Origin of the sequence: Enterobacter sp. 22499, from assembly GCF_052044815.1 — a bacterium.
In the GTDB taxonomy this organism is placed as follows: Bacteria; Pseudomonadota; Gammaproteobacteria; order Enterobacterales; family Enterobacteriaceae; genus Enterobacter; species Enterobacter bugandensis.
The window spans coordinates 26603-49509 of the sequence record NZ_JBQENR010000011.1 but is presented as its reverse complement, the minus strand read 5'-3'; the positions used below and the strand labels follow the sequence as shown (position 1 = coordinate 49509).

Here is a 22907-nt window from a genome sequence, read left to right as displayed (position 1 = left end):
TTGTAGGGCGGGTAAGCGCAGCGCCACCCGCCAGATTTTACAGCCAGTTCCGACGCTTAAAGTACAGATACGGTGCCAGCCCGGCGAGGATCATAAAGATAATCGCCCCCGGGTAGCCAAAGCTCCACTTCAGCTCCGGCATAAACTCGAAGTTCATCCCGTAGCTGGACGCCACCAGCGTCGGCGGCAGGAACACCACGGACACTACCGAGAAGATCTTGATGATGCGGTTCTGCTCGATGTTGATAAAGCCCATCGCCGCCTGCATCAGGAAGTTCACCTTCTGGAACAGAGATTCGTTGTGCGGCAACAGGGATTCGATATCGCGTAAGATCTCACGCGCCTGCTCCAGCTGACCGCCCGGCAGACGCGCCTTGCGCACCAGGAAGTTCAGCGCGCGCTGGGTATCCATCAGACACAAACGCACCTTCCAGCCGATATCTTCCAGCTCTGCCAGCGTCGAAAGCGCTTCGTCGTACTCATCCCCCTGATGGCCTTCCATGATCACGCGGCTCAGCTTTTCCAGATCGCTGTAGATGTTTTCAATTTCGTCCGCCAGCTGTTCAATTTTAGTTTCGAACAGATCGAGCAGCAGCTCGTAAGCGTTGCCGTCCACCATCGCCTGGCTGCGGGCGCGCATGCGGTAGAGACGGAATGCCGGCAGTTCGCGTTCACGCAGAGTAAACAGACGACCGTCGCGAATGGTAAACGCCACGGTGGAGTTGCCCGCGTGATCTTCCGCATCTTCAAAGAAGAAGAAGGAGTGAATGTGCAGGCCGTCTTCATCTTCAAAGAAACGCGCGGAGGCTTCGATGTCTTCCAGTTCCGGGCGGGTTGCCAGGCTTTGCCCCAGCTCAGATTGTACGCGAAGGCGTTCATCGTCGTCCGGCTCGACCAGATCCACCCATACGGCATCAATGAGGGGCTGTGACTCTTCGGCTTCAAGCCGAGTCAGTCGGTTATTTTCGAGTTGAAATGCGCTCAACATGACCGGGACTCCCAATGCAAAAAATATCGGACAGTTCGGTGGGCACACAGAAACAAATTGGGTTTCAGACCATTAAACAGCCTGACTCAGCGCGACGGGAATAATGCAGTCGCTGACAACCACTAAGGCCATCAGCATGAGGAGATAGCCTTAGGAGTTGTTCCTGGATGACAGGGAATTGAGCCAGTATCTACTGGGTGTGTCCAAGGCGAATGTCCTCTTAGCGTAATCGTGCGCGCATGTTACGCCAGCAATAACTGTGGCGTCAACACGCAACGGAACGCTGAAGGGCATTAATTGACCTTCACTGTATAAGGCTAGCAGATTATTACAAAATAATGATATTTTTCTGAATGTTAGACTGTTTCCAGCTTCGCGTAGGCCGCCACCAGCCATTTGATCCCCTGCCCCTGGAACGCCACCTGCAGGCGGCTGTGCTCGCCGCTGCCTTCCAGATTCACAATGGTACCTTCGCCAAACTTCGAATGGCGCACGCGCTGGCCCAGCTTGTAGCCGGTGTCGGTTTCAGAGATCGGCGAGCCCATGCGCGGATGGCTAACCGGACGGCTGATGCTCGCCCGCAGACGCACCTCTTCCACGCACTCTTCCGGCAGTTCGCCGATGAAGCGCGACGGACGGTGATAGACCTCTTTACCGTACAGGCGGCGGGTTTCAGCGTAGGTTAGCGTCAGCTTCTGCATCGCTCGCGTCACGCCCACGTAAGCCAGACGACGTTCTTCTTCCAGACGCCCGCCTTCATCGAGCGACATCTGGCTTGGGAACATGCCCTCTTCCATGCCGACGATAAACACCTGCGGGAACTCCAGACCTTTGGCGGAGTGCAGGGTCATCAGTTGAACCGCGTCCTGCCAGGTGTCCGCCTGCCCTTCACCCGCTTCCAGCGCGGCGTGAGAGAGGAATGCCTGCAGCGGCATCAGGTCTTCGTCTTCTTCGTTGTAGCTGAACTGGCGCGTTGCCGTGACCAGTTCCTCTAAGTTCTCTATACGGGTCTGCCCCTTTTCGCCTTTTTCCTGCTCGTACATGGTACGCAGCCCGGAGTCTTTAATCACCCGGTCGGTCTGCACGTGCAGCGGCATGTCGGCGGTTTCCTGCGCCAGGGCATCAATTAATTCCAGGAAGCGCTGGAGCGCGCTGGCGGCGCGTCCGGCGAGGGCTTTTTCCTGCAGCAGCTCGCGGCACGCCTGCCACAACGTCAGCTGGCGATCGCGCGAGGCCTGACGCACCACGTCCAGCGTACGGTCGCCAATCCCGCGGGTCGGCGTGTTCACCACGCGCTCAAACGCCGCGTCGTCGTTGCGGTTGGCGATCAGGCGCAGATACGAAAGCGCATCTTTGATCTCCTGACGTTCGAAGAATCGCATGCCGCCGTAAATGCGGTACGGCATGCTCACCTGCAGCAGCGCCTCTTCCAGCACGCGCGACTGGGCGTTGCTGCGGTAGAGAATGGCGCACTGCTCCAGCGCGCCGCCGTTGTCCTGCCAGGTTTTGATGCGGTTCACCACGAAGCGCGCTTCGTCGAGCTCGTTGAAGGCGCAGTAAATCGAGATCGGTTCGCCGTCGACGCCGTCGGTCCACAGCTTTTTGCCCAGACGCCCGTTGTTGTTCTCAATCAGGGCGTTGGCCGCGCTCAGGATGTTGCTGGTTGAGCGATAGTTCTGCTCCAGACGGATGGTTTCCGCGCCGGGAAAATCGTTGAGGAAGCGCTGGATGTTCTCCACCTGCGCGCCGCGCCAGCCGTAGATCGACTGGTCGTCATCGCCCACGATCATCACCTTGCCGGTATCTCCGGCCAGCAGGCGGATCCACGCGTACTGGATGTTGTTGGTATCCTGGAATTCGTCCACCAGGATGTTGGTGAAACGTTCGCGGTAGTGCTGCAGGATATGCGGTTTGTTCAGCCACAGCTCGTGGGCGCGCAGCAGCAGCTCGGCGAAATCCACCAGGCCGGCGCGGTCGCACGCTTCCTGATAGGCCTTGTAGACGTTCTGCCAGGTCTGCTCGACCGGATTACCGAAGCTCTGGATATGGTGCGGGCGCAGCCCTTCGTCTTTCTGACCGTTGATGTACCACATCGCCTGACGCGGTGGCCACTGCTTCTCGTCGAGGTTCATCGCCTTGATCAGGCGCTTCAGCAGACGGAGCTGATCTTCGCTGTCGAGGATCTGGAAATCCTGCGGCAGGTTAGCGTCCATATGGTGCGCGCGCAGCAGACGGTGCGCCAGGCCGTGGAAGGTGCCAACCCACATGCCGCCCTGGCTGGTGCCCATCAGCTGGGCGATACGGTGACGCATCTCCGCCGCCGCCTTGTTGGTAAACGTCACGGCCATAATCGAGTACGGCGAGCAGTTTTCCACGCTCTGCAGCCAGGCGATACGGTGAACCAGCACGCGTGTCTTACCACTCCCCGCCCCAGCCAGAACCAGCAGGTTGGTGCGCGAGGCGGCAACCGCGTCACGCTGTTTGTCATTAAGGCTGTCGAGCAGGTAAGAAACGTCCATTGGCACCGTCACGTCATGTCGGGCAGGCAAATGTTTCCACTCGCCAAAACCCTGTTAATTTATACAGAACAATTGATGATTATATCAGCGTCGTGAGGGATGCCAACCGCGAAATTTCCACGTGCGGCAGAAGACGGCTGTCTGTTGCGGTCATCAGCTCCGCATTTTCTGGCTTGATCCAGCAGGCCTGCATGCCGCAGCGGATGGCACCCGCCACGTCGGTGGTCAGATCGTCGCCCACGTGAAGAATGTTACCGAGCGGCAAATTCAGTTTTTCCGCTGCCAGGTGATACATGTCGCTGAACGGCTTCGCGCGCCCGTGCGGACCCGCGCGCAGCACGAATTCAAAATAATCGCTGAGGCCAAACAGCTCCGGCTGGGCATTGCCGTTGGTGATGGCCACCAGCGGCCACTTTTCGGCAAGCTTCGCCAGCGTGTCGTGGGTTTCCTGCGGCACGTCGATACGGCTGCGCCATTTGGCGAAGTTTTCCATTGCCGCTTCGGCACCGATGGCCGCATCCTGTGCGCTCAGACCCGCGTTCAGCATCGCCTGCTCAACCGCGCGACGACGCCATTCGGTCACGTCGTGGTAAATGTCCGGCTCGGTCTCCCGCAGGGACTGGCGCAGCTTCTGGAAGTCCTTGTTTTGCATCGCTTTCAGCGCCGGATGGTAGTTCTGCACAAACGCCAGTGACTCCTGCTCGGTACGCAGGATCACCTCGCGGTTGTCATAAAGGGTGTCATCAAGGTCAAATGTCAGGGCTGAGATCTGACCGAGTGGGCGGTAAAAACGCATTATTTCCCCCGTTTGGCGCGTGGATGCGCCGCGTCATACACCGAGGCAAGGTGTTGGAAGTCTAAGTGGGTATAGATTTGAGTGGTCGACAGATTCGCGTGGCCAAGCAGTTCCTGTACGCCACGCAGATCGCCGCTCGATTCCAGCATGTGTGTCGCAAAGGAGTGGCGCAGCTTGTGGGGATGCACGTGGCTGTTCAGCCCCTGCTTGATGCCCCACTCCGCAAAGCGCTTCTGCACGTTACGCGCGGAGATCCGCTTGCCGAGCTTTGATAAAAACAGCGCATCCTCTTCCGCGCCAAACAGGCCGCGCAGATCCAGCCAGTGCTCAATCCAGGAGACGGCGTTGCGGCCAATCGGCAGGCGGCGCTCTTTGCTGCCCTTGCCCATCACCCACACTTCGCCGGATTCCAGATCGAGATGCTTTAAGTCGAGGTTCACCAGTTCGGAGAGACGCAGGCCCGCGCCGTACATCACCTCCAGCATCGCGCGGTCGCGCACGGCGAGCGGATCGTTAAGATCGATATCCAGCAGGCGGTTTACGTCGTCGACGTCGATATTTTTCGGCAGATGGCGCGGGGCCTTTGGCGTGGCGATCCCTTTTGCCGGGTTAGCTTTCAGCTTGCCCTGGCTGACCAGCCAGTCGAAAAAGCTGCGCAGCGCAGAGAGCCGGAGCGCAAGGCTCGCCGGGCTAAGATTTTTTTTACGGCTACGCACGACGAACCCGCGTACCGTGGCGGCGTCACATTGTTGCCAGCTTTTCAGGCCGATTTCTTCGGCAATCTGCATGATGGCATCAAGCTGACGCTGATAGTTAAGCAGCGTGATGGGGCTGAGCTGACGCTCAACGCCCAGATAGCGCAGAAACCGGGTGACGTCAGTGGCGAGCAATCCGTCCGTCATACGCGTTCAATCCAGCGCTCCAGCAGCTCGGGCAGCATCAGGGCGATCTCCTGCAGCAGGTGCGTGGCTTGCCCCTGCTCATAGTGGTGCGCGTCGCGGCTGGTAAATAATATGACCCCCAGGTCGCCATCGCGCCCCATCAGCGACATCGCCACCGAGCCAATCGCTTTGGCTTCCGGTAACACCACCAGCAGTTCGGGTCCGTTCAGCGGCCCCAGATAGTGATGCTCATGGCCCAGGCGCTGAATGCGCAGCGGCTCAAACGCCTGACGGCTGAGCGCCAGATGGGTGAACCCCGACGGTGCGCCAATGCGCCAGCGGTCAGGGAACAGACGAATCGTTGCGCCCGCCAGCCCCAGCTCGCGCGCCCAGCGGTGGAAGCGGCTGAGAAACTCTTCAAGGCTGTGCGCCGAGGCCAGACGCGCCTGCAGGTGCAGAAGGCGATAGAACAGGCTTTCGTTGGTGCTGGCCTGCTCCATCAACAGCGTCATGTTCTCTTCAAGCTGGTTGATGTGGTTACGCGCGCGCGCCATATGCCATTCGACCAGCGACACGGTCCCGCGAACCGGATGCGGCACGCGCATTCGTTCGACGACGCGTGCATTGCGAATAAAAAACTCAGGATTGTTCAGCAGATAATCAACAACAGCGCTGTCGTCCAGTTCCGTCACTGTTTCCTGCAGTTCTTCCCCTGGTTGTTTCATAGATGGATAAACCCGTCATAAACATGTGTCGCCGGGCCAGTCATGTACAGTGGATGACCCGCTCCTTTCCAGGCGATATCAAGACGACCGCCCGGTAATTCCACGCGAACCTCTTCTGCCAGTAACCCCTGGGAGATACCGACGGCCACCGCCGCACAGGCACCGCTTCCGCAGGCCTGGGTTTCGCCCGCGCCGCGCTCGTAAACCCGCAGACGGATGTGTTCACGCTTCACCACCTGCATAAAGCCGATGTTCGCCCGCTCCGGGAACCGCTCGTGGCTCTCCAGCACCGGACCGAGCGTTTCAACCGCCGCAGTTTCCACGTCATCCACCTGAATCACGCAGTGCGGGTTACCCATCGAGACAACGCCGCACAATACTGTCTGCTCGGCCGCCCGCATAATATAGGTCTTTTCCGCTTTGTTTGCGCGAAACGGCACGGCGGAAGGCTCGAAGTCAGGCTCGCCCATATTGACGCGCACCAGCTCATCGTCGGTAACGCTGAGCACCATACGACCGTTGGCGGTACTGACGCGGATATCGCGCTTATTGGTGAGCCCTTTCAGGCGGACAAAGCGGGCGAAACAGCGCGCGCCATTGCCGCACTGGTTAACCTCACTGCCGTCAGCGTTGAAAATACGGTAGTGGAAATCGAGGTCAGGATCGTAGGGCGGCTCAACCACCAGCAGCTGATCGAACCCCACGCCCACGTGCCGATCCGCCAGGCGGCGGATCAGTTCCGGGGAGAAAAACACATTCTGCGTTACCGCGTCGACGACCATAAAATCGTTGCCAAGGCCATGCATTTTAGAGAACTGCATCATTTGCTCCATTGCGCGGGTACAGAACGTTGTCGTCAGAGGTTAACCTGAGTCGGACCGCCGTTATCGCCACGATCGTTAGTCTTTGGCGTGGAAGACTCGATGCCGCTGTTAACCGGTTTTGTCGGCGGCGGCGCGGTTTTATCCGCAGGCGGGAAGTAGAGTGGTCCCTTCAGTCCGCAGCCGGTCAGGCTAAACAGCGTGATGAGAACGGCAAGCGTTCGGAAAGCGTTTTTCATTATAAAGTTGCCCGTAAGTTCAAATCTGTTTCTATCATCGCAGGAGAAGACACAAAAGCAAGAGTTTGCCGCTTTCCTGCAACGGGAATTATTTAGCGTTATACTGCCGCCATCACGAAAAACAGGAACAAAACCATGAACGACAGTGAATTCCATCGCCTTGCCGACACCCTGTGGATGACCATCGAAGAACGTATCGACGACTGGGACGGCGACAGCGATATCGATTGTGAAATCAACGGCGGCATTCTGACCCTGAGCTTCGAAAACGGCAGCAAAATTATTATTAACCGTCAGGAGCCGCTTCACCAGGTGTGGCTGGCGGCCAAACAGGGCGGTTATCACTTTGATTTGAAGGGTGACGAGTGGGTTTGCGATCGCAGCGGCGAAACGTTCTGGGATCTGCTAGAACAGGCGGCGACCGCGCAGGCGGGCGAGGAAGTGCGTTTCAGGTAGTTTTGTTGCCCGGTGGCGGCTGCGCCTTACCGGGCGAAAAGCCTCAGGAAAAATACTGCTGCAACAGCGGTGCAGTATCCTGATTCGCAGGCGCCGCAGGGGTAATCGCCTGCGTACGGAACGGGATCACCTGCGCTCGGCCATCCACGTTCACAATCTGATAGAACTGCGGCAGGTTGAAGTTGATAAAGCTGGAACCGTAGGTGAAACGGTCATGCGAGGAAGAGTAGAAGCGGCTGACGTCGCGCACCAGCTCCTCTTTGCTGCCTTCACAGTGGTGATACACCTCGGCGCGGTTGGTCTCATCCAGAATGTAGATGTTGAACCCGGCATCGTCGCCCGACTCTTCAAAGAAGAACTGAATAATCCCTTCACTGGCAAAGCCATCCACCACCTGCGGCAGCTTGACGTGGTTGGTTTCCACCTGAACTGAGAGGCCGTGCAGCTTGTTGTGTGAAATCGCGCCGTAGAACTCGATAGCGTTTTCCAGCTTCTGCACCGACACGTTCAGACGCTCGAAGAACAGGCCCCACGTCTGCCCGGAAACGCGCAGCGCTTTGAAGCGCCCGGTTTCCTGACGGGTGCTGGAGAGACGCAGTTCGATGCATTCAGACACCAACTGCTGCACGCGAGTACGAATTAAACCGCGAAGGTGCTGGCTGTAGCAGAACACTTCGACGCTGTCCGGCGGTGCGGCGTCCTGGTGCATCTTGCCGAGAATGGTTTTCAGCGCTTCAATCATCGCCTGCTCGCCGTTGAAGTGCAGGGTACGCACTTCGTTCCACGAGTTGCGGTAAAGCAGGTCTACGCTGCCCACCAGGCAGTTTTGCTGCTCGCCAAAGCTGAAGACGTCCAGCTTGCGGAAGTCAAAATGGACTACCTGATTGCGGAAGGCCGCCGTCGGATCGTATTCCAGGTTGACGATGATCGCCAGATGGCGGATCTCGCACGGGCTGTAGAGCGCTTTTGGCGTCGGCGCAGGCAGACGCAGCGGGAAGTGGTGCGAGACATCCGCCACCATCTCCTGCAGCTTGGCTAAATCGACAACCTCATTGCCCTTGATAAACAGGCGCGTGCGCGAGGTCAGCAGGCCGTTAAACCAGGCCCACGCCACCAGCTTGTTCAGATAGCGGTTATATTCCAGCGGCTGATGGCTGATAATCGAATCCATGCTTGGCGCACGGTTGTACAGATACCACCCGGTGCGGTTCGCGCGGCCCGGCGGCACATAGATAAAGGTCAGGTTTGGTTCAGACAGGTCAGGCGAAATCTGCGGGTTAACCAGGGTCACTTTGCCCGGCAGCGCTTCAAACGCGGCGTACAGCTTACGGGTTAACACCCCGATATCCTGCGGGCTGGCGGAGACGCTAAGGTTATTGCGGCGCGCAAAGCGGATCAGGTTACGGTAGCTTTGCATCATCGCGTCGAGCAGTTCGTTGTGCGCTTCACGCACCTGATCGATCTTCCAGTTGGCGCGGTTATCAAGCATGGACAGACGCGCTTCGTCCCATCCCCACTCTTTCACAAGCTGACTGACCACTTCACGACGCCAGCCCACGCAGGCGCGCTCACGGCTCAGCTTTTCACAGACCTTGAGATAGAAACATCGACGCACCAGGTCAAGACGCGTGGTGTCATCAATGGCTTTCAGGTATTCGGTAACGCGCTCCAGCATCATGCAGTAGGCGTCGAGCCCGTAGGAGACAATTTCGCCATCGTGCAGGCGCTGCTTGATATCTTTCGCCAGCAGGCGCGGCGTAGGGTATTCCCACGAGTAGGCTTCCAGCAGCAGGGTTTTCAGCACCGCTTTGTACGGTGAATCAATGCTCTTGTAGAGCTGCCAGAGGCTTGCGCCAAAGTACTCTTCGGCGGACAGGGAGCTGAGGCCGCCCAGGTCCAGCCATTCGTTTGGCGTCAGTACGCCCTGCGCGTAAAGCGACATGACGTAGTCGTCGTAATGCTCTTCTTCTTCGCACGGGACCATATTCCACAGAATACGCTTCCCGGCCAGACGAACGGCAGTACGGTAAAATTCATCCAGCAACAGGATGTGCTGAGTCGAGCCGCAGTCCTCACCACCCAGACTGCCGCTTTCATTATGGCGGAAACGGTTTTCATCAATCAGGAAGAAGCTCACTTCCACGCCAAGCGAGGCCGCCCAGCTTTCCAGCAGGCTGCATTTACGCTGCAGCAGCTGGCGCTCTTCGTTATCGAGCCAGGATTGATGGCAGACCCAGATATCCAGGTCCGAAGAACAGCTCTGCCCTACCGATGAGGTGCTCCCCATCGAGTAAACGCCGGTAATCGGCAGTTCACCTTTCGGAGAAACCTGAGGCGGCATGCCGCGGTAGAGTTCCAGCTCGTTCAGATAATGCTGTTGGGTTTCATCAGGCGTGAAGAGGCAAATGCCCTGGGGAACGTTACCATCAAGGTAGCCAGGCATTAGCGGGTGGTGATAGTGCAATAATGTCGGCAGCAGACTGTATACCTGCTGGAAAGCAGGGCCCATGGCAGCAAGCGCGCGATCCACACGCAGTTGATTTATGGCATCCAGTCTCTGTTTCAGAGTCTCAATATAGAGGTACAAGACGTATCGCCTGATGTTTCCGGGTGTCGTAAGCTATTCAAAACACGAATAACAGCGAGCCCGCAGTATTTCAAAAAGATAACCGTTACCCTTTTTTCGCCCTTGTCATTATGGTGGTACCGACGAAAAAATGGTCTAAAACGTGATCAATTTAACACCTTGCCGGTTGACCGTAAAGAAAGATGCGCTACATACAAGTGTAGCACCGTTCTGTACGTGTAAATTCCTGAATACGGCTATGGCTGACGAATACGCCGCCTTGTCCCTCTCACGCTTCATCAACCGTAAAACTGCCATCCCAGAGTCAACAATGTTAGGATGGTTAGCGATTGATAATGACGGTAACAAGCATGTTAGACAATGTTTTGAGAATTGCCACACGCCAAAGCCCTCTCGCGCTCTGGCAGGCACATTATGTTAAGCAGCGCCTTGAAGCCTGCCACAGTGGATTGCGCGTCGAGCTGGTGCCGATGGTCACGCGCGGTGACGTGATTCTGGATACGCCGCTGGCGAAAGTGGGCGGCAAGGGCCTGTTTGTCAAAGAGCTGGAACTGGCATTGCTTGAGAACCGCGCCGATATCGCCGTACATTCGATGAAAGACGTGCCCGTCGAGTTCCCGGAAGGGCTGGGGCTGGTGACCATCTGCGAGCGCGAAGATCCGCGTGACGCGTTTGTCTCGAACCACTATGACTCGCTCGACGCGCTGCCGGCGGGTAGCGTGGTTGGCACGTCCAGTTTACGCCGTCAGTGTCAGTTGGCGGAGCGTCGTCCTGACCTTATCATCCGCTCGCTGCGCGGTAACGTTGGCACGCGTCTGGGCAAGCTGGATAACGGCGATTACGATGCCATTATTCTTGCGGTTGCAGGCCTGAAGCGCCTGGGGCTGGAGGAACGCATTCGCGTGGCGTTGCCACCAGAGTTGTCGCTGCCGGCCGTCGGCCAGGGCGCCGTCGGCATTGAGTGCCGTCTGGACGATGCGCGCACCCGCGAGCTGCTCGCTCCGCTGAACCATGACGAGACCGCAACCCGCGTAAAAGCCGAGCGGGCGATGAATACTCGCCTCGAAGGCGGGTGTCAGGTGCCGATTGGCAGCTATGCTGAATTAACAGACGGTGAACTGTGGCTGCGCGCGCTGGTGGGCGCACCGGACGGTTCACAGATGGTGCGCGGCGAACGTCGCGGCAAGCCGCAGGATGCCGAAGCGCTTGGCGTGTCGCTGGCGGAAGAGCTGCTGAATAACGGCGCACGTGAAATTCTGGCCGAGGTCTATAACGGAGAACCCCCTGCATGAGTATTCTTGTCACCCGCCCTTCTCCCGCAGGAGAGCAGTTAGTGAGCCGTCTGCGCGCACTGGGGCAGGTGGCCTGGAGTTTTCCGCTCATTGAATTCTCCCCCGGTCGGGAGCTCTCTGCGCTCGCCGACCAGATGAATACCCTGCAGGAAGGCGACCTGCTGTTTGCGCTATCGCAGCATGCCGTGGAATTTGCCCATGCGCAGCTGCAACAGGCGGGGACACGCTGGCCGACCGCTCCGCGCTATTTCGCTATCGGCAGAACCACCGCGCTGGCCTTACATACCGTGAGTGGAACAGACGTTCGCTACCCGTTGGATCGGGAAATCAGCGAAGTCTTGCTACAATTACCTGAATTACAAACTATTGCCGGAAAGCGCGCGCTCATTTTGCGCGGCAACAGTGGCCGCGAACTGCTGGGTGAAACGCTGCGGGAACGCGGGGCTGACGTGACGTTTGTTGAGTGCTACCAGCGCTGTGCGAAACACTACGACGGTGCTGAAGAGGCGATGCGCTGGCATGCGCGCGGTATTAATACGCTGGTGGTCACCAGCGGTGAAATGTTACAACAGCTTTGGTCGCTGATACCGCGTTGGTATCGCGAAAACTGGTTACTCCGCTGTCGGCTTCTGGTCGTCAGTGAGCGTCTGGCGAACCTCGCCCGGGAACTGGGCTGGCAGGATATTCGGATCGCTGATAACGCCGACAACGATGCGCTGCTGCGCGCATTACAATAACTCTCAAATGGGAAGCCATAATGACGGAACACGAAAAATCCTCCGCCGTGGTTGAAGAGACCAGGGAGACTGTGGAGACAACGCCACAGCCAGAGACGACTGAGAAAACCGCTGAGAAGAAAAACGGCAGCAATAAAACCAGCCTCGCGCTGAGCGCGATTGCCATCGCCATTGCGCTGGCAGCAGGCGTCGGCCTGTATGGTCTGGTAAAGCAACAGAGTGCTAACCAGACGGCCACCAGCGATACGCTGGTCAATCAGCTTACCTCCCTGCAAAAAGCGCAGGAAACGCAGAAAACCGAGCTGGAAGCGGTGATTAAGCAGCAGGCCGCCGCGCTTGCCGAGGCGAACAGCAAACAGGAAGAGCTGACCAAACAGCTGGGCGAAGTACAGCAGAAAGTCGCCACCATCTCCGGCACCGATGCCAAAACCTGGCTGCTCTCGCAGGCCGATTTCCTCGTCAAACTCGCCGGGCGTAAGCTGTGGAGCGATCAGGACGTGACCACCGCCGCCGCGCTGCTGAAAAGCGCCGATGCGAGCCTGGCCGACATGAACGATCCGAGCCTCATTACCGCGCGCCGTGCGATTACCGAAGATATCGCCAGCCTCTCCGCCGTTTCACAGGTGGATTACGACGGCATTATCCTCAAGGTGAACCAGCTTTCGAATCAAATAGATAACCTGCAGCTGGCGGATAACAATGACGACGACTCCCCGATGGACTCTGACGGTACCGAGCTGTCCAGCTCCCTGAGCGAATGGCGCATAAACCTGCAGAAAAGCTGGCAGAACTTTATGGACAGCTTCATCACCATCCGCCGTCGCGATGAAACCGCCGTACCGCTGTTAGCGCCGAATCAGGATATCTATCTGCGCGAAAACATCCGTTCCCGCCTGCTGGTCGCGGCGCAGGCCGTGCCGCGCCATCAGGAAGAAACGTACAAACAGGCGCTGGATAACGTCTCGACGTGGGTACGCGCCTACTACAACACCGATGATGCAACGACCACCGCCTTCCTCGAAGATATCGACAAGCTGAGCCAGCAGAACATCACCATGAACGTGCCGGATAAACTGGCCAGCCAGCCGATTCTGGAGAAGCTGATGCAGACGCGCGTGCGTAACCTGCTGGCGCAGCCGGGCGTTCCGGCCGGGCAGACCGGCACAGCGGCGGCACCAGCGCCTGAAAGCGCGCCACAGGGAGAGTAATGATGCTAAAAGTCCTTTTACTCTTCATCCTGCTGATCGCCGGGATCGTCCTGGGCCCGATGCTTGCGGGTCATCAGGGATACGTCCTGATCCAGACCGATAACTACAACATTGAAACCAGCGTAACAGGTCTGGCGATCGTTCTGATCCTCGGCCTCGTAGTCCTGCTTGCCGTTGAATGGATCCTGCGCCGTATTTTCCGCACCGGTGCCCATACCCGCGGCTGGTTCGTTGGCCGTAAGCGCCGCCGCGCCCGTAAGCAAACGGAACAGGCACTGCTAAAGCTGGCCGAAGGCGATTACCAGCAGGTTGAAAAGCTGATGTCGAAAAACGCCGATCACGCGGAACAGCCGGTGGTGAACTATCTTCTGGCCGCCGAAGCGGCGCAGCAGCGCGGTGATGAAGCCCGCGCTAACCAGCATCTGGAACGCGCGTCAGAGCTGGCGTCTGGCGACCCGATCCCAGTGGAAATTACCCGCGTCCGCCTGCAGCTCGCGCGCAATGAGAACCACGCGGCGCGCCACGGCATTGACCGTCTGCTGGAAATCGCACCGCGTCATCCGGAAGTCCTACGCCTTGCGGAGCAGGCCTATATTCGTACCGGAGCGTGGGGCTCGTTGCTGGACATCATTCCGTCGATGGCGAAGGCCGAGGTGGGTGATGATGAACATCGTGATGAACTTCAGCGTCTGGCATGGATTGGCCTGATGGATCAGGCGCGCGCCGACCTGGGCAGCGAAGGCCTGAAAACCTGGTGGAAGAATCAGAGCCGGAAAACGCGCCAGCAGGTCCCCCTGCAGGTGGCCATGGCGGAACATCTTATTGAATGTGACGATCATGACACCGCCCAGGAGATCCTTCTCGACGGCCTGAAGCGCCAGTACGACGATCGCCTGGTCATGGTGATCCCGCGCCTGAAAACCAATAACCCTGAGCAGGTCGAAAAAGTGCTGCGCCAGCAGATCAAAACCGTCGGTGACCGTCCGCTGCTGTGGAGTACCCTGGGCCAGTCGCTGATGAAGCACGGCGAATGGCAAGAGGCGAGCCTGGCCTTCCGTGCGGCACTGAAACAGCGTCCGGACGCGTTTGACTACGCGTGGCTTGCCGATACGCTGGACAAACAGCATAAGCCAGAAGAGGCGGCCGCCATGCGGCGCGATGGGCTGTTGCTGACGCTGCAAAATAACGGTAACCCGCAATAAATAAAAAAGGAGGCCAGACGGCCTCCTTTTTTTATCGCCTTTCTCCTGCTACATTCTTTACACCCACATCTGTAAACGAACCCGCCAATGTAACGAAGTCTTTTCATTAACCTTTTTTCACACACGCGCACTTTCTGCAGCGTGGATTAAATCGTTTTTGAAAGGAAATCTTCATGAACTCGCTTTTGTATGCGCTTATTGAAGCGCTGCGCTGCCACCGCTGGCTGCGCCTGCTTGCCTGTGCTTTTATCTTTTCTTCGCTGGGAAATGGTTTAACCCAGGTCGTGGTCTTTGGTTTACTGTTAGCGTGGTCGGCACCGCCCGCCCTGCTCACCCTCGCTTTTCTTTTCGCAACGGTTCCGGGATTCATCGGCAGCGCGATCGGCGAAAAGCTGTGCTCGCGCTATTCTCCAGTATTCCTGCTGATAGTGACCGAGGGGCTGGGATTGCTCGCCCTGCTCTTCCCCCTGCTCGGTGCGGGTTATCACAGCATTGCCTCGCTACTCGCCGTGCAATCCACCGAAGCGCTGCTCAGCGGGATGAGCTGGCCCGCGCTGACATTGCTCTTTAAACGCGGACTTAGCGAAACAGAGCTGCCTGCTGCGACCTGTCTGGAAAATGTGATTTTTGCTTCTCAGGTGTTATTAGGTACTGGACTCGGCGTGGTGCTATTCAAGCAGACCTCCGTGTTTACCTTGCTGGCTATTGATGCCGCCAGTTTTCTCGGGTCGCTGCTGCTGCTGTGGCTTGCTGGGCGGCGGTTTTCTGCGCCATTGCTACCTCTCCCCGGTGAAGAGGCAGCCCCCGCGCCACTGCGCTGGCGGACGTTGACCGTTCGGCAAAAGCGCAGCCTGCTCATTTTGCCGGCGCTGGCGGCCGTCGGCTCACCGGCTATGGCGCTACTTCCGGCCCTGGCGCAGCAGCTCCATCCTCAGGATGCGGCGGGCCATGCTCTGCCTCTGCTTTTCGCAAGGAGCATGGGGCAACTTTGCGGCCCCATGCTGCTAAAAAAAGAGAGCCTGACGCGCTTTGCCGTCCACACGCCGCGAATCATCGTTTGTCTCGGTATTTTTCTTGCCGCTTATGGAATGCTGCCGTTGTTGTCCGGGTGGATGGCATGTGCGCTGGGGATGATCTTTATCGCGCATCTGGCCTCAAACGTTCTCTTCGCAGCCGGCACGTTTGGCATACTCAGCAGTTTTCATATCACGCAAACCGCGTCAGCCAGCGGTAAAGCCTGGCGCTGGCAAACGCTCAGCGCCTCGCTTTTCACCGGCATTACAGCGATAGTGGCTGTTGGGCTTGGCTCAGTGCTGGCGCTCTATACGGTCTCGTCAGCCGCCCTGCTGTTGGTCGCCCTGATCATGCGTGGGTATCGGGAATAAGACATAAAAAAACGCCTGCTATAAAAGCAGGCGTTAAAACAGGTCTGTAAGACAACATATTTGGTGCTTCACTCAACGTTATGTCCATGGTGTCTGATGAGGCCGAAGCGACATCTGTCAGTGGACGATAAGCACCGTAAATGGCTCTGCGTCATTCCTGAGTTTATGAGGCACTAAGGCGAACATAAGAGATGGAATGAGCATCTACGCGTATATTATTGCACGTAACGTGCCAGATTTACACGCAGAACTTTTACATGGCGCAACATTTTAAGATAAAAGGAAATTATGCTGTTAAGTAGCCTCTGAAGCTTCATAGCGTATCGGCAAAAGCAGAAATATGTCGCCAGGAAGAGACAGTAAATCCCATAAATAATTATTTATTTTATTTTCAATGGATTGCATGTCACTGAATCGCGACAATGATAAAGGGTACTTTCTGGAGATAACGACAGGGGAGAAAACTTACAGAAAACAAAAAACCCCGCCGAAGCGGGGTTCAAAATTGGTCGGCGAGAGAGGATTCGAACCTCCGACCCACTGGTCCCAAACCAGTTGCGCTACCAAGCTGCGCTACTCGCCGATGTACTGCTTTTTTGAATTTTTAGTTCAATTCATTTAAAAAGTCGTGGTGCGAGGGGGGGGACTCGAACCCCCACATCCTAAGGACACTAACACCTGAAGCTAGCGCGTCTACCAATTCCGCCACCTTCGCAATTCACAACTCTTTCAATAATGGGGTGGCTAATGGGATTCGAACCCACGACAACTGGAATCACAATCCAGGGCTCTACCAACTGAGCTATAGCCACCACTGTATTCTTTCACGCGGTACTGACTACTTCTCAGACCACCGCAGCTCTAGCGCCGGGAACTAAAATGGCGCGCCCGACAGGATTCGAACCTGAGACCTCTGCCTCCGGAGGGCAGCGCTCTATCCAGCTGAGCTACGGGCGCTTAGCGCCGTTGCGGGGCTGGATATTACGTACCTCCGTCCCCGCTGTCTAGTGCTTTTTTGAAAAAAATGCGCGTTTGGTTATGGTTTGCACATTTTGCCGCTTATTCCTCCACTTTCTGCGTAGTGGCACGGCGACCCAGGCCAAAAAGCTTATACGCGGCCGTCACTGCCGCCAGGAAGATCAGCCCGACAAACAGCGACATGCGGGTATCTTCATTAAAGTACATTCCAATTAATACGCAAATCAGGAATGCCATCGTCAAATAGTTCGCATACGGGAAAAGGATCGAGCGGAACGGATGGCTGGCGATCGCTTTTTTATGCGCATGGCGAAAACGCAGCTGGCTGATGAGGATAACAAACCACGGCACCATGCCCGGCAGCACGCTGGCGCTGTAGACATAAACAAACACGCGCTGCGGATTAGGGATGATGTAATTCAGGCAGGAGCCAATCAGCAGGATGACAATGGAGACCGCCACGCCCGCTACCGGCACGCCAGCACGTGAGACTTTACTCATTGCCGCAGGCAGCTGATTATTTTTCGAGAGCGCGTAGAGCATACGGCCACAGCTGTACATCCCGCTGTTACAGCCTGAAAGCGCTGCCGTCAGGACCACAAAGTTGATGATGCCCGCTGCTGCTGTAATCCCAATCTTCGCAAAGGTTAATACGAACGGGCTCCCCGTCGTGCCGATTTCGTTCCACGGGAAGATGGTCACAATAACGAAGATTGCGCCCACGTAGAAAATCAGGATGCGCCACAGCACTTTGCCCACCGCGCTACGCAGCGTAACCTGCGGGTTTTTCGCTTCCCCGGCGGTAATCCCGATCAGTTCCACGCCCTGATACGAGGCCACAACAATACACAGCGCCGTCAGGAAGCCCTTCCAGCCGCCGGCGAAGAAGCCGCCGTGTTCAGTCAGGTTGCCAAAGCCGATGGCGTGTCCGCCGTTGCCAAAGCCATAGAAAATCACGCCCAGGCCAATAACAATCATCACGATGATGGTGGTTACTTTGATCATCGCAAACCAGAACTCGATTTCACCGTAAAGGCGCACGGCGGCCAGGTTTGCCAGCGCCACCAGCCCCACGGCAATGAGTGCCGGTATCCACTGGACCATGTCCGGGAACCAGAACTGGACATAAACCCCTATGGCGGTGATTTCAGAGATGCCCACCGCCATCCACATAAACCAGTATGACCAGGCCGTCAGGTAGCCGAAGAACGGGCTCATATAGCGGTGTGCGTAAACGGCGAAGGAACCGGTCACCGGCTCCAGAAAGAGCATTTCGCCCATTGAGCGCATGATGAAGAAAACAAACAGCCCGGCGATGATATACGCCAGTAATACGGAAGGGCCTGCCCATTTGAGGGTGCTTGCGGAGCCCATAAACAGGCCAACGCCGATAGTGCCGCCCAGCGCTATCAGTTCGATATGACGAGCTTCCAGCCCACGCTGTAGCTCCGGTTGTTTCTCTGCCATAGATCCTCGATTGTGTTTGCTGTTTCCCGGCTTAATACCGGTTATTGTTTTTTAGGGGTACTAAAATACGGTGCGAATGGTTTCTTAAAATCGGCCAAATGGCAAACGATGCATTAAAAAAATGAATGCATTGCACAAATTATCAGCAGCTTTGCAGGTGAGTTGCAGCGCGAACAGCATATCGCGCTACATTTTGATTACATTTTACCGGTATAGTGCCAGGTGAGGTAGCGAAGCAGTCGAATCTGTCGTTTAATGCGGGTGGGTTGGGAGAGCAGGCGGTAGAGCCACTCCAGCCCCATATTTTGCCAAATCTTCGGCGCGCGCTTCACGTGGCCGGTAAAGACATCGTAGGTGCCGCCGACGCCCATATAAAGCGCATCCGGGCAGACCAGACGGCAGTCGCGCATCAGGATCTCCTGGCGCGGGGACCCCATCGCCACGGTGACGATTTTTGCCCCGCTGTCGCGCACGCGGGCAAACAAAGCCTGCTGGTCTTCAGGCTTGAAGTAACCATTCTGGCTACCAACAATATTAACATTCCATTGACGACGCAGTTTCTCTTCGGTCTCGGCCAGCACCTCAGGCTTACCGCCAATCAGGAACACCGGCGTACCCTCCGCACCAGCGCGGGCCATAAGCTGCTCCCAGAGATCGGCACCCGCCACGCGAGATACATTAGCGTCAGGATATTTTTTACGGATAGAGCGGACCACGCTGATACCGTCCGCGTATTTAAATTCAGCCGCTTCTATCAGGCTTTTGACTTCGGCGTTATCTTCCACCGCCAGCATCTTTTCCGCATTGATAGCGACCAGCGTACCGGATTTCATCTGCCCGTCGGCGAACAGAAAATCCAGCGCGTGCTGCATGTCGCGCCAGCCAATCAGCTGCAAACCACGAAGCGCATAGCGCGGTGCAGAAGTTTTATCAGTCATTACTTTCCCTACTCAGACTTGCGACAGCGTTGTGCTGCCCTGTGGCTCACGCTTGTGCACAAGCCCTGCGCTGTCGAACAGCCAGTACAACAGTTTGGCCAGTAACAGGCAGATGCCAAAAACGACCATGAAGAACACCACGCGCGAAACGAACGAGTCCAGCCCCTCGCGCGCCAGAACGATCATATTGAAAATGGCACCAAAGCAGAAACTGTGCAAAATGGCCGCTTTATAGCGGTTGGTCTCTTCGTTACCGCGCACGTAAAGCCAGTCAAACCACTTAATAATCAACCCTACGACAAACGCGCCCGGCAGGATAAACCAGCCTCCCCCCATCACCACCAGGGAACCAATCAAGGTTGGCGAGATCGCCAGGCCCGAATGGTTGTTCAGCACTTCCCAGGTAAAATAGTTCGCGGTATTGAGTACTACGCCAGGGCGGTCCGGCCACAGCCAACTCGGGATAAAGACGTAGAAATCGCGCACAATCGGCGCCAGCCCCTGGAAATCAATCTTGTCGTAGTTTTGCAGCAACAATGCCAGGTTTTCCCACGGCGAGAAGGTGTCGCGCGTCAGGTAGAGGAACGTGTAAAACGCCTCGTCGCCCGCCACGTTCATCCCGTAGCGCTTCAGCGCCAGCCAGAACATCCCCACAATGCCAAATACCCCTGCCGCAACCAGCATCCACAGCGAGATCCAGCCGCGGATGATGCCGATGAACAGGAAGATAGCGAAAGCGATGATAATGTTGGCACGCGTACCGCCCACGATCATGTAGGTCAGGATACCGAACGCAACCGTACTGACCAGGAAGAACAGCCATGCCTTGCTGTCCTGGCGAAGGAAGAAGATCACCAGCATCGCCGGGATGAAGAAATAGAAGAATCGCTTAAGCGCCACGCCTGAGACTTCAGCCGAAAAAATCTGGCTGTAGGAGTGGAGCTTAAACAGCAGGAAGCCGTTATGCATGAAGAAGATGCCGACGCTGACCAGGGCGATCGTCATGAGCATCACCCACGTCAGATGGGTCTCCACCCGGTTCATGGTAAAGAGCGCCCGACGCGGGGCAGCGGTCTGCGCTGGTCGCAGACGCGTTTTATAGGTGACGTAGTAAACACCATAGAAGCAGGTCGCCGCCAGCAGGGCCTGGAGAAGAATTTCCGGCGGCGCGACGCTCACGTCAAAACGGAAGACCAGAATGCTGGTCAGCGGGAAGCCGAAAAAGAAGGTCAGCAGAAACAGCAACGAGAAGAACACGTTAAAGTTGAAGCGCACCCGGCGGAACTCAAACCAGGTGAGCGTGGCGATAAATAGCGTGCTCAGAAGCCAGACAACCAGTAAGCCGCTAAACTGCAACTGACTCATGCGTTGTCTCCTGAAGCGATACGCAGCGCGCGGTGCCACGGCGTGAGGTAATTCGGGCTGAAAAAGTCGATGCTATTTTTATCCACCAGCGTGAGCTGGCGTTGTGCTTCACGTACCACTTCGACATTCAGCGCGTCTGAGGTGAACAACACCGGAATATGCTGCTCGGCCATGTCCTGCCAGAACGGGTTTTCACGATTAAGCACGCACGGTACACCCGCCTGAATCAGCAGGCACAGCGTACCAATCCCCTGCTGGCGAGCAAAGATGAAATAGCCCAGATCGCATTTTCGCAGCAGCGCAAGATAGTCATCAAACTCCAGCTTTTCGCTGAGAATGTGCAGATTTTCTTCGCTGAATAACGCAAGCCCCTGCTGACGAACCTCATCAATGTAGGCGTCGTTGTTGGCCGGATAACCCATCGGCACCACCACGTTCACCGTGTCGCCAAACTGCTGGTGTACCGCCCGGAGCGCGGCGACATGTTCGTTACTGCGGTCGCCGGAATTCCCCACCAGCACCGTCAGCTTGCCTTCGCGAACCGCGTCATTCGCCATGGTGTTCAGCGCCGGATCCATACGGGTTGGGAAATAGAGTAGCTCACCGCGCACGTTAGGGTGCTGCTTCGCAAAATAATTCAGATCGCCACGGGTGGCAAAAACGCGGCCCACCCTTCCCTGCGCCATGCGACGCAGCGGATAGAAAAGACGGAATTTCCAGCCGCGCGAGACTTCGTAGAGATCGGCTCCCCAGATATGCCAGCTGCACTGGGAGGGTTTAATTCCCCCGCTGAGCAGAGCCAGCCACAGGCCGGTATTGAACTGCCCGTGGAAAAAGAAACGTTGCTCACGATCCGCTTTGGCTTTGGCAATAACCGCCTTCGCCAGGGTAGCTTTATCCGGCCAGAAGGTGATTGTCAGCGCCGGAAACGCCGCGCTCAGGCCATTATCCTGACCTGCAACCATAAACTCGCGCGCATCAGGATTGCCCGATGCCAGCTCGTCGTTGAAGAACCGCAAAACGGTCTGGTTATGGTGTGGGATATCCGATCCCAGGATGTGAATCAGTGCAGTCATGCGCGTTTACGCCACAATAAAAATACGCCGCAGCAGGCAGCGAAATAAACGATATAGGTTGCCATGTAGGCCTGAGCCGCCCCCAGCGCACCGTGCGCGGGTATCAGCCAGTGCGAAAATGCTGTCAGCAATGCAAACTGGCTAACCTCCGCGAGGATATACAGCCGCAGCGAGGCTTTCGCAATCACCAGATAGCCGAAAACGTAAGCACCCACTTTCAGTACATCACCCACCAGTTGCCAGGCAAAAAGATCGCGCATGGCGGTAAACTTCGCCGAGAACAGCAGCCAGATGGCGACATCACGCAATAACCAGACGGTCAAACTGGCCGCCGCCACTGCGGGTAATACAAAACGCAGGGAGCGGAAAATTTCGCGGGTAATATCCTGCCTGGACGTCAGACGCGATAAGGTTGGCAGCAAATAAACGCTAAAGGAAGCCGTTATAAACTGGAGGTAAGCATCGGAAATACTGCTTACGCCCTGCCAGATCCCCACCTCATCCCAGCTGTAATGCGCCGCCAGCAGGTTTCGCATCATCACGTAAGCCACCGGCAGCGTGACGGAAGTAATGAGCGCCATCAGGGTAAACTTACCCAGCTGGCTGGCAAGCACCTTGTCCCATTGCGGTTTCAGGTAGCTCAGAGGGATAACGCCCTGGCGCATCAGCATGAACGCCGCAGGCACAACAACCAGTGCCGGAACCAGCGCCAGCCCAAGCAGTGCGCCTTCATAGCCACCCAGGCGGTAGCAGAAATAATAGGCAATCACGCCGATGACGCTACCCAGGATGAGTGCAAGCGCGTTCCCGGCAGCATCGCGAAAACCTTTCATCAGCGCCAGCAGCAGGTTAGCCCAGGCAATGCCCATCTGGACCAGCGCGACCAGACGCACCAGCCCCTGATAATGGGTGTGCCCGAACAATCCCTGGCTAATGGGCGCCGCGGCCAGCAGAAACACAATCGCCAGCAGGGTCGAAAAGCCCGTGACCATTGCCGACGCGGTGCCCACTACCCTGCGAAGCTGGGCCGCATCATCATGATACTGAGCAACGTATTTGGTCACGCCGTTGAAGATTCCGGCACCGGCCAGCACCCCAAGGACGGTAACAAGCTGGCGGAAGTTGCCCGCCAGCCCGACGCCTGAGGGGCCGAATGAGACGGCCAGCAGCTTGACGACCAGCAGTCCGGCACCAATTTTTACAAGCGTGGACGCGGCGGTCCACACCGATGCTTTTGCCAGAGACAT

The 22907-nt window shown here is 56.9% G+C and carries 20 protein-coding genes and 4 tRNA genes; 6 read left to right on the top strand and 18 right to left on the bottom strand.

What is annotated here, in order from left to right; all coding sequences use genetic code 11:
• Positions 1–37: 37 nt before the first annotated feature.
• The 8 genes from corA to lptM all read right to left on the bottom strand — a co-directional run bounded on the left by corA (position 38) and on the right by lptM (position 6969).
• A complete protein-coding gene (gene corA, locus ACTJI7_RS21960) occupies positions 38–988 on the bottom strand; it encodes a magnesium/cobalt transporter CorA (RefSeq protein ID WP_008501540.1) in 951 nt (316 codons plus the stop codon).
• Between the two features lie 150 nt (positions 989–1138).
• On the bottom strand, positions 1139–1195 hold the full coding sequence (ysgD, locus tag ACTJI7_RS21955) for a YsgD/CorL family protein (protein ID WP_212743980.1): 57 nt from the start codon (positions 1193–1195) through the stop codon (positions 1139–1141).
• A 149-nt stretch (positions 1196–1344) separates the two neighbouring features.
• Positions 1345–3507 (bottom strand): DNA helicase II, encoded by a 2163-nt coding sequence (gene uvrD / locus ACTJI7_RS21950; protein WP_045631335.1) that lies wholly within the window; start codon positions 3505–3507, stop codon positions 1345–1347.
• A 79-nt stretch (positions 3508–3586) separates the two neighbouring features.
• On the bottom strand, positions 3587–4303 hold the full coding sequence (gene yigB, locus ACTJI7_RS21945) for a 5-amino-6-(5-phospho-D-ribitylamino)uracil phosphatase YigB (RefSeq protein ID WP_150145472.1): 717 nt from the start codon (positions 4301–4303) through the stop codon (positions 3587–3589).
• Positions 4303–5205, bottom strand: a complete 903-nt coding sequence (gene xerC, locus ACTJI7_RS21940) for a tyrosine recombinase XerC (protein ID WP_041911832.1) — start codon at positions 5203–5205, stop codon at positions 4303–4305. Before xerC ends, yigB begins: the two co-directional genes overlap by 1 nt.
• The gene (locus ACTJI7_RS21935) at positions 5202–5909 is read right to left on the bottom strand and encodes a DUF484 domain-containing protein (protein ID WP_045260992.1); all 708 of its coding nucleotides are present in this window, start codon (positions 5907–5909) and stop codon (positions 5202–5204) included. Before ACTJI7_RS21935 ends, xerC begins: the two co-directional genes overlap by 4 nt.
• On the bottom strand, positions 5906–6730 hold the full coding sequence (gene dapF, locus ACTJI7_RS21930) for a diaminopimelate epimerase (protein ID WP_320701028.1): 825 nt from the start codon (positions 6728–6730) through the stop codon (positions 5906–5908). The genes ACTJI7_RS21935 and dapF overlap by 4 nt, the downstream gene beginning before the upstream one ends.
• Before the next feature lie 35 nt (positions 6731–6765).
• Positions 6766–6969 carry an LPS translocon maturation chaperone LptM gene (gene lptM, locus ACTJI7_RS21925; RefSeq protein WP_041911830.1) on the bottom strand — a complete coding sequence of 68 codons (204 nt, stop codon included), beginning with the start codon at positions 6967–6969 and terminating at the stop codon, positions 6766–6768.
• A gap of 135 nt (positions 6970–7104) precedes the next feature.
• Between lptM and cyaY the strand changes: the two genes are divergently transcribed.
• Positions 7105–7425: an iron donor protein CyaY gene (gene cyaY, locus ACTJI7_RS21920; RefSeq protein ID WP_041911829.1), complete on the top strand. Its 321-nt coding sequence runs from the start codon at positions 7105–7107 to the stop codon at positions 7423–7425.
• Positions 7426–7468: 43 nt separating this feature from the next.
• Here the strand turns inward: cyaY and cyaA are convergent, their stop codons facing one another.
• Positions 7469–10012 carry a class I adenylate cyclase gene (gene cyaA / locus ACTJI7_RS21915; protein ID WP_028014798.1) on the bottom strand — a complete coding sequence of 848 codons (2544 nt, stop codon included), beginning with the start codon at positions 10010–10012 and terminating at the stop codon, positions 7469–7471.
• A gap of 350 nt (positions 10013–10362) precedes the next feature.
• Here cyaA and hemC point away from each other — a divergent pair, with 350 nt between their 5' ends.
• The 5 genes from hemC to ACTJI7_RS21890 all read left to right on the top strand — a co-directional run bounded on the left by hemC (position 10363) and on the right by ACTJI7_RS21890 (position 15836).
• Complete coding sequence (gene hemC / locus ACTJI7_RS21910; protein WP_032644935.1) at positions 10363–11304, top strand: hydroxymethylbilane synthase; 942 nt, start codon at positions 10363–10365, stop codon at positions 11302–11304.
• On the top strand, positions 11301–12041 hold the full coding sequence (gene hemD, locus ACTJI7_RS21905) for a uroporphyrinogen-III synthase (protein WP_100171256.1): 741 nt from the start codon (positions 11301–11303) through the stop codon (positions 12039–12041). Before hemC ends, hemD begins: the two co-directional genes overlap by 4 nt.
• A 20-nt stretch (positions 12042–12061) precedes the next feature.
• Entirely contained in the window at positions 12062–13249 is a 1188-nt protein-coding gene (gene hemX, locus ACTJI7_RS21900; protein WP_041911826.1) for a uroporphyrinogen-III C-methyltransferase, read from the top strand.
• Positions 13250–13251: 2 nt separating this feature from the next.
• Positions 13252–14451: a protoheme IX biogenesis protein HemY gene (gene hemY / locus ACTJI7_RS21895; protein ID WP_440671012.1), complete on the top strand. Its 1200-nt coding sequence runs from the start codon at positions 13252–13254 to the stop codon at positions 14449–14451.
• A gap of 173 nt (positions 14452–14624) precedes the next feature.
• On the top strand, positions 14625–15836 hold the full coding sequence (locus tag ACTJI7_RS21890; RefSeq protein ID WP_440671004.1) for an MFS transporter: 1212 nt from the start codon (positions 14625–14627) through the stop codon (positions 15834–15836).
• A gap of 506 nt (positions 15837–16342) precedes the next feature.
• Here ACTJI7_RS21890 and ACTJI7_RS21885 read toward each other — a convergent pair.
• The 9 genes from ACTJI7_RS21885 to wzxE all read right to left on the bottom strand — a co-directional run bounded on the left by ACTJI7_RS21885 (position 16343) and on the right by wzxE (position 22907).
• A tRNA-Pro gene (locus tag ACTJI7_RS21885) sits at positions 16343–16419 on the bottom strand.
• 46 nt (positions 16420–16465) lie between these two features.
• A tRNA-Leu gene (locus ACTJI7_RS21880) sits at positions 16466–16551 on the bottom strand.
• A 21-nt stretch (positions 16552–16572) separates the two neighbouring features.
• Positions 16573–16648: transfer RNA gene (locus ACTJI7_RS21875), tRNA-His, on the bottom strand.
• Between the two features lie 68 nt (positions 16649–16716).
• Positions 16717–16793, bottom strand: a tRNA-Arg gene (locus tag ACTJI7_RS21870).
• A 102-nt stretch (positions 16794–16895) separates the two neighbouring features.
• Positions 16896–18281 carry a bifunctional threonine/serine APC transporter ThrP gene (gene thrP / locus ACTJI7_RS21865; protein ID WP_041911824.1) on the bottom strand — a complete coding sequence of 462 codons (1386 nt, stop codon included), beginning with the start codon at positions 18279–18281 and terminating at the stop codon, positions 16896–16898.
• 197 nt (positions 18282–18478) lie between these two features.
• Positions 18479–19219, bottom strand: coding sequence for a lipopolysaccharide N-acetylmannosaminouronosyltransferase (gene wecG / locus ACTJI7_RS21860; RefSeq protein ID WP_045631338.1), 741 nt, complete (start codon positions 19217–19219; stop codon positions 18479–18481).
• Positions 19220–19231: 12 nt separating this feature from the next.
• Entirely contained in the window at positions 19232–20584 is a 1353-nt protein-coding gene (wzyE, locus tag ACTJI7_RS21855; RefSeq protein ID WP_232949152.1) for an ECA oligosaccharide polymerase, read from the bottom strand.
• Positions 20581–21660 (bottom strand): TDP-N-acetylfucosamine:lipid II N-acetylfucosaminyltransferase, encoded by a 1080-nt coding sequence (locus tag ACTJI7_RS21850; protein WP_041911821.1) that lies wholly within the window; start codon positions 21658–21660, stop codon positions 20581–20583. The genes wzyE and ACTJI7_RS21850 overlap by 4 nt, the downstream gene beginning before the upstream one ends.
• Positions 21657–22907 carry a lipid III flippase WzxE gene (gene wzxE, locus ACTJI7_RS21845; protein ID WP_045260999.1) on the bottom strand — a complete coding sequence of 417 codons (1251 nt, stop codon included), beginning with the start codon at positions 22905–22907 and terminating at the stop codon, positions 21657–21659. Before wzxE ends, ACTJI7_RS21850 begins: the two co-directional genes overlap by 4 nt.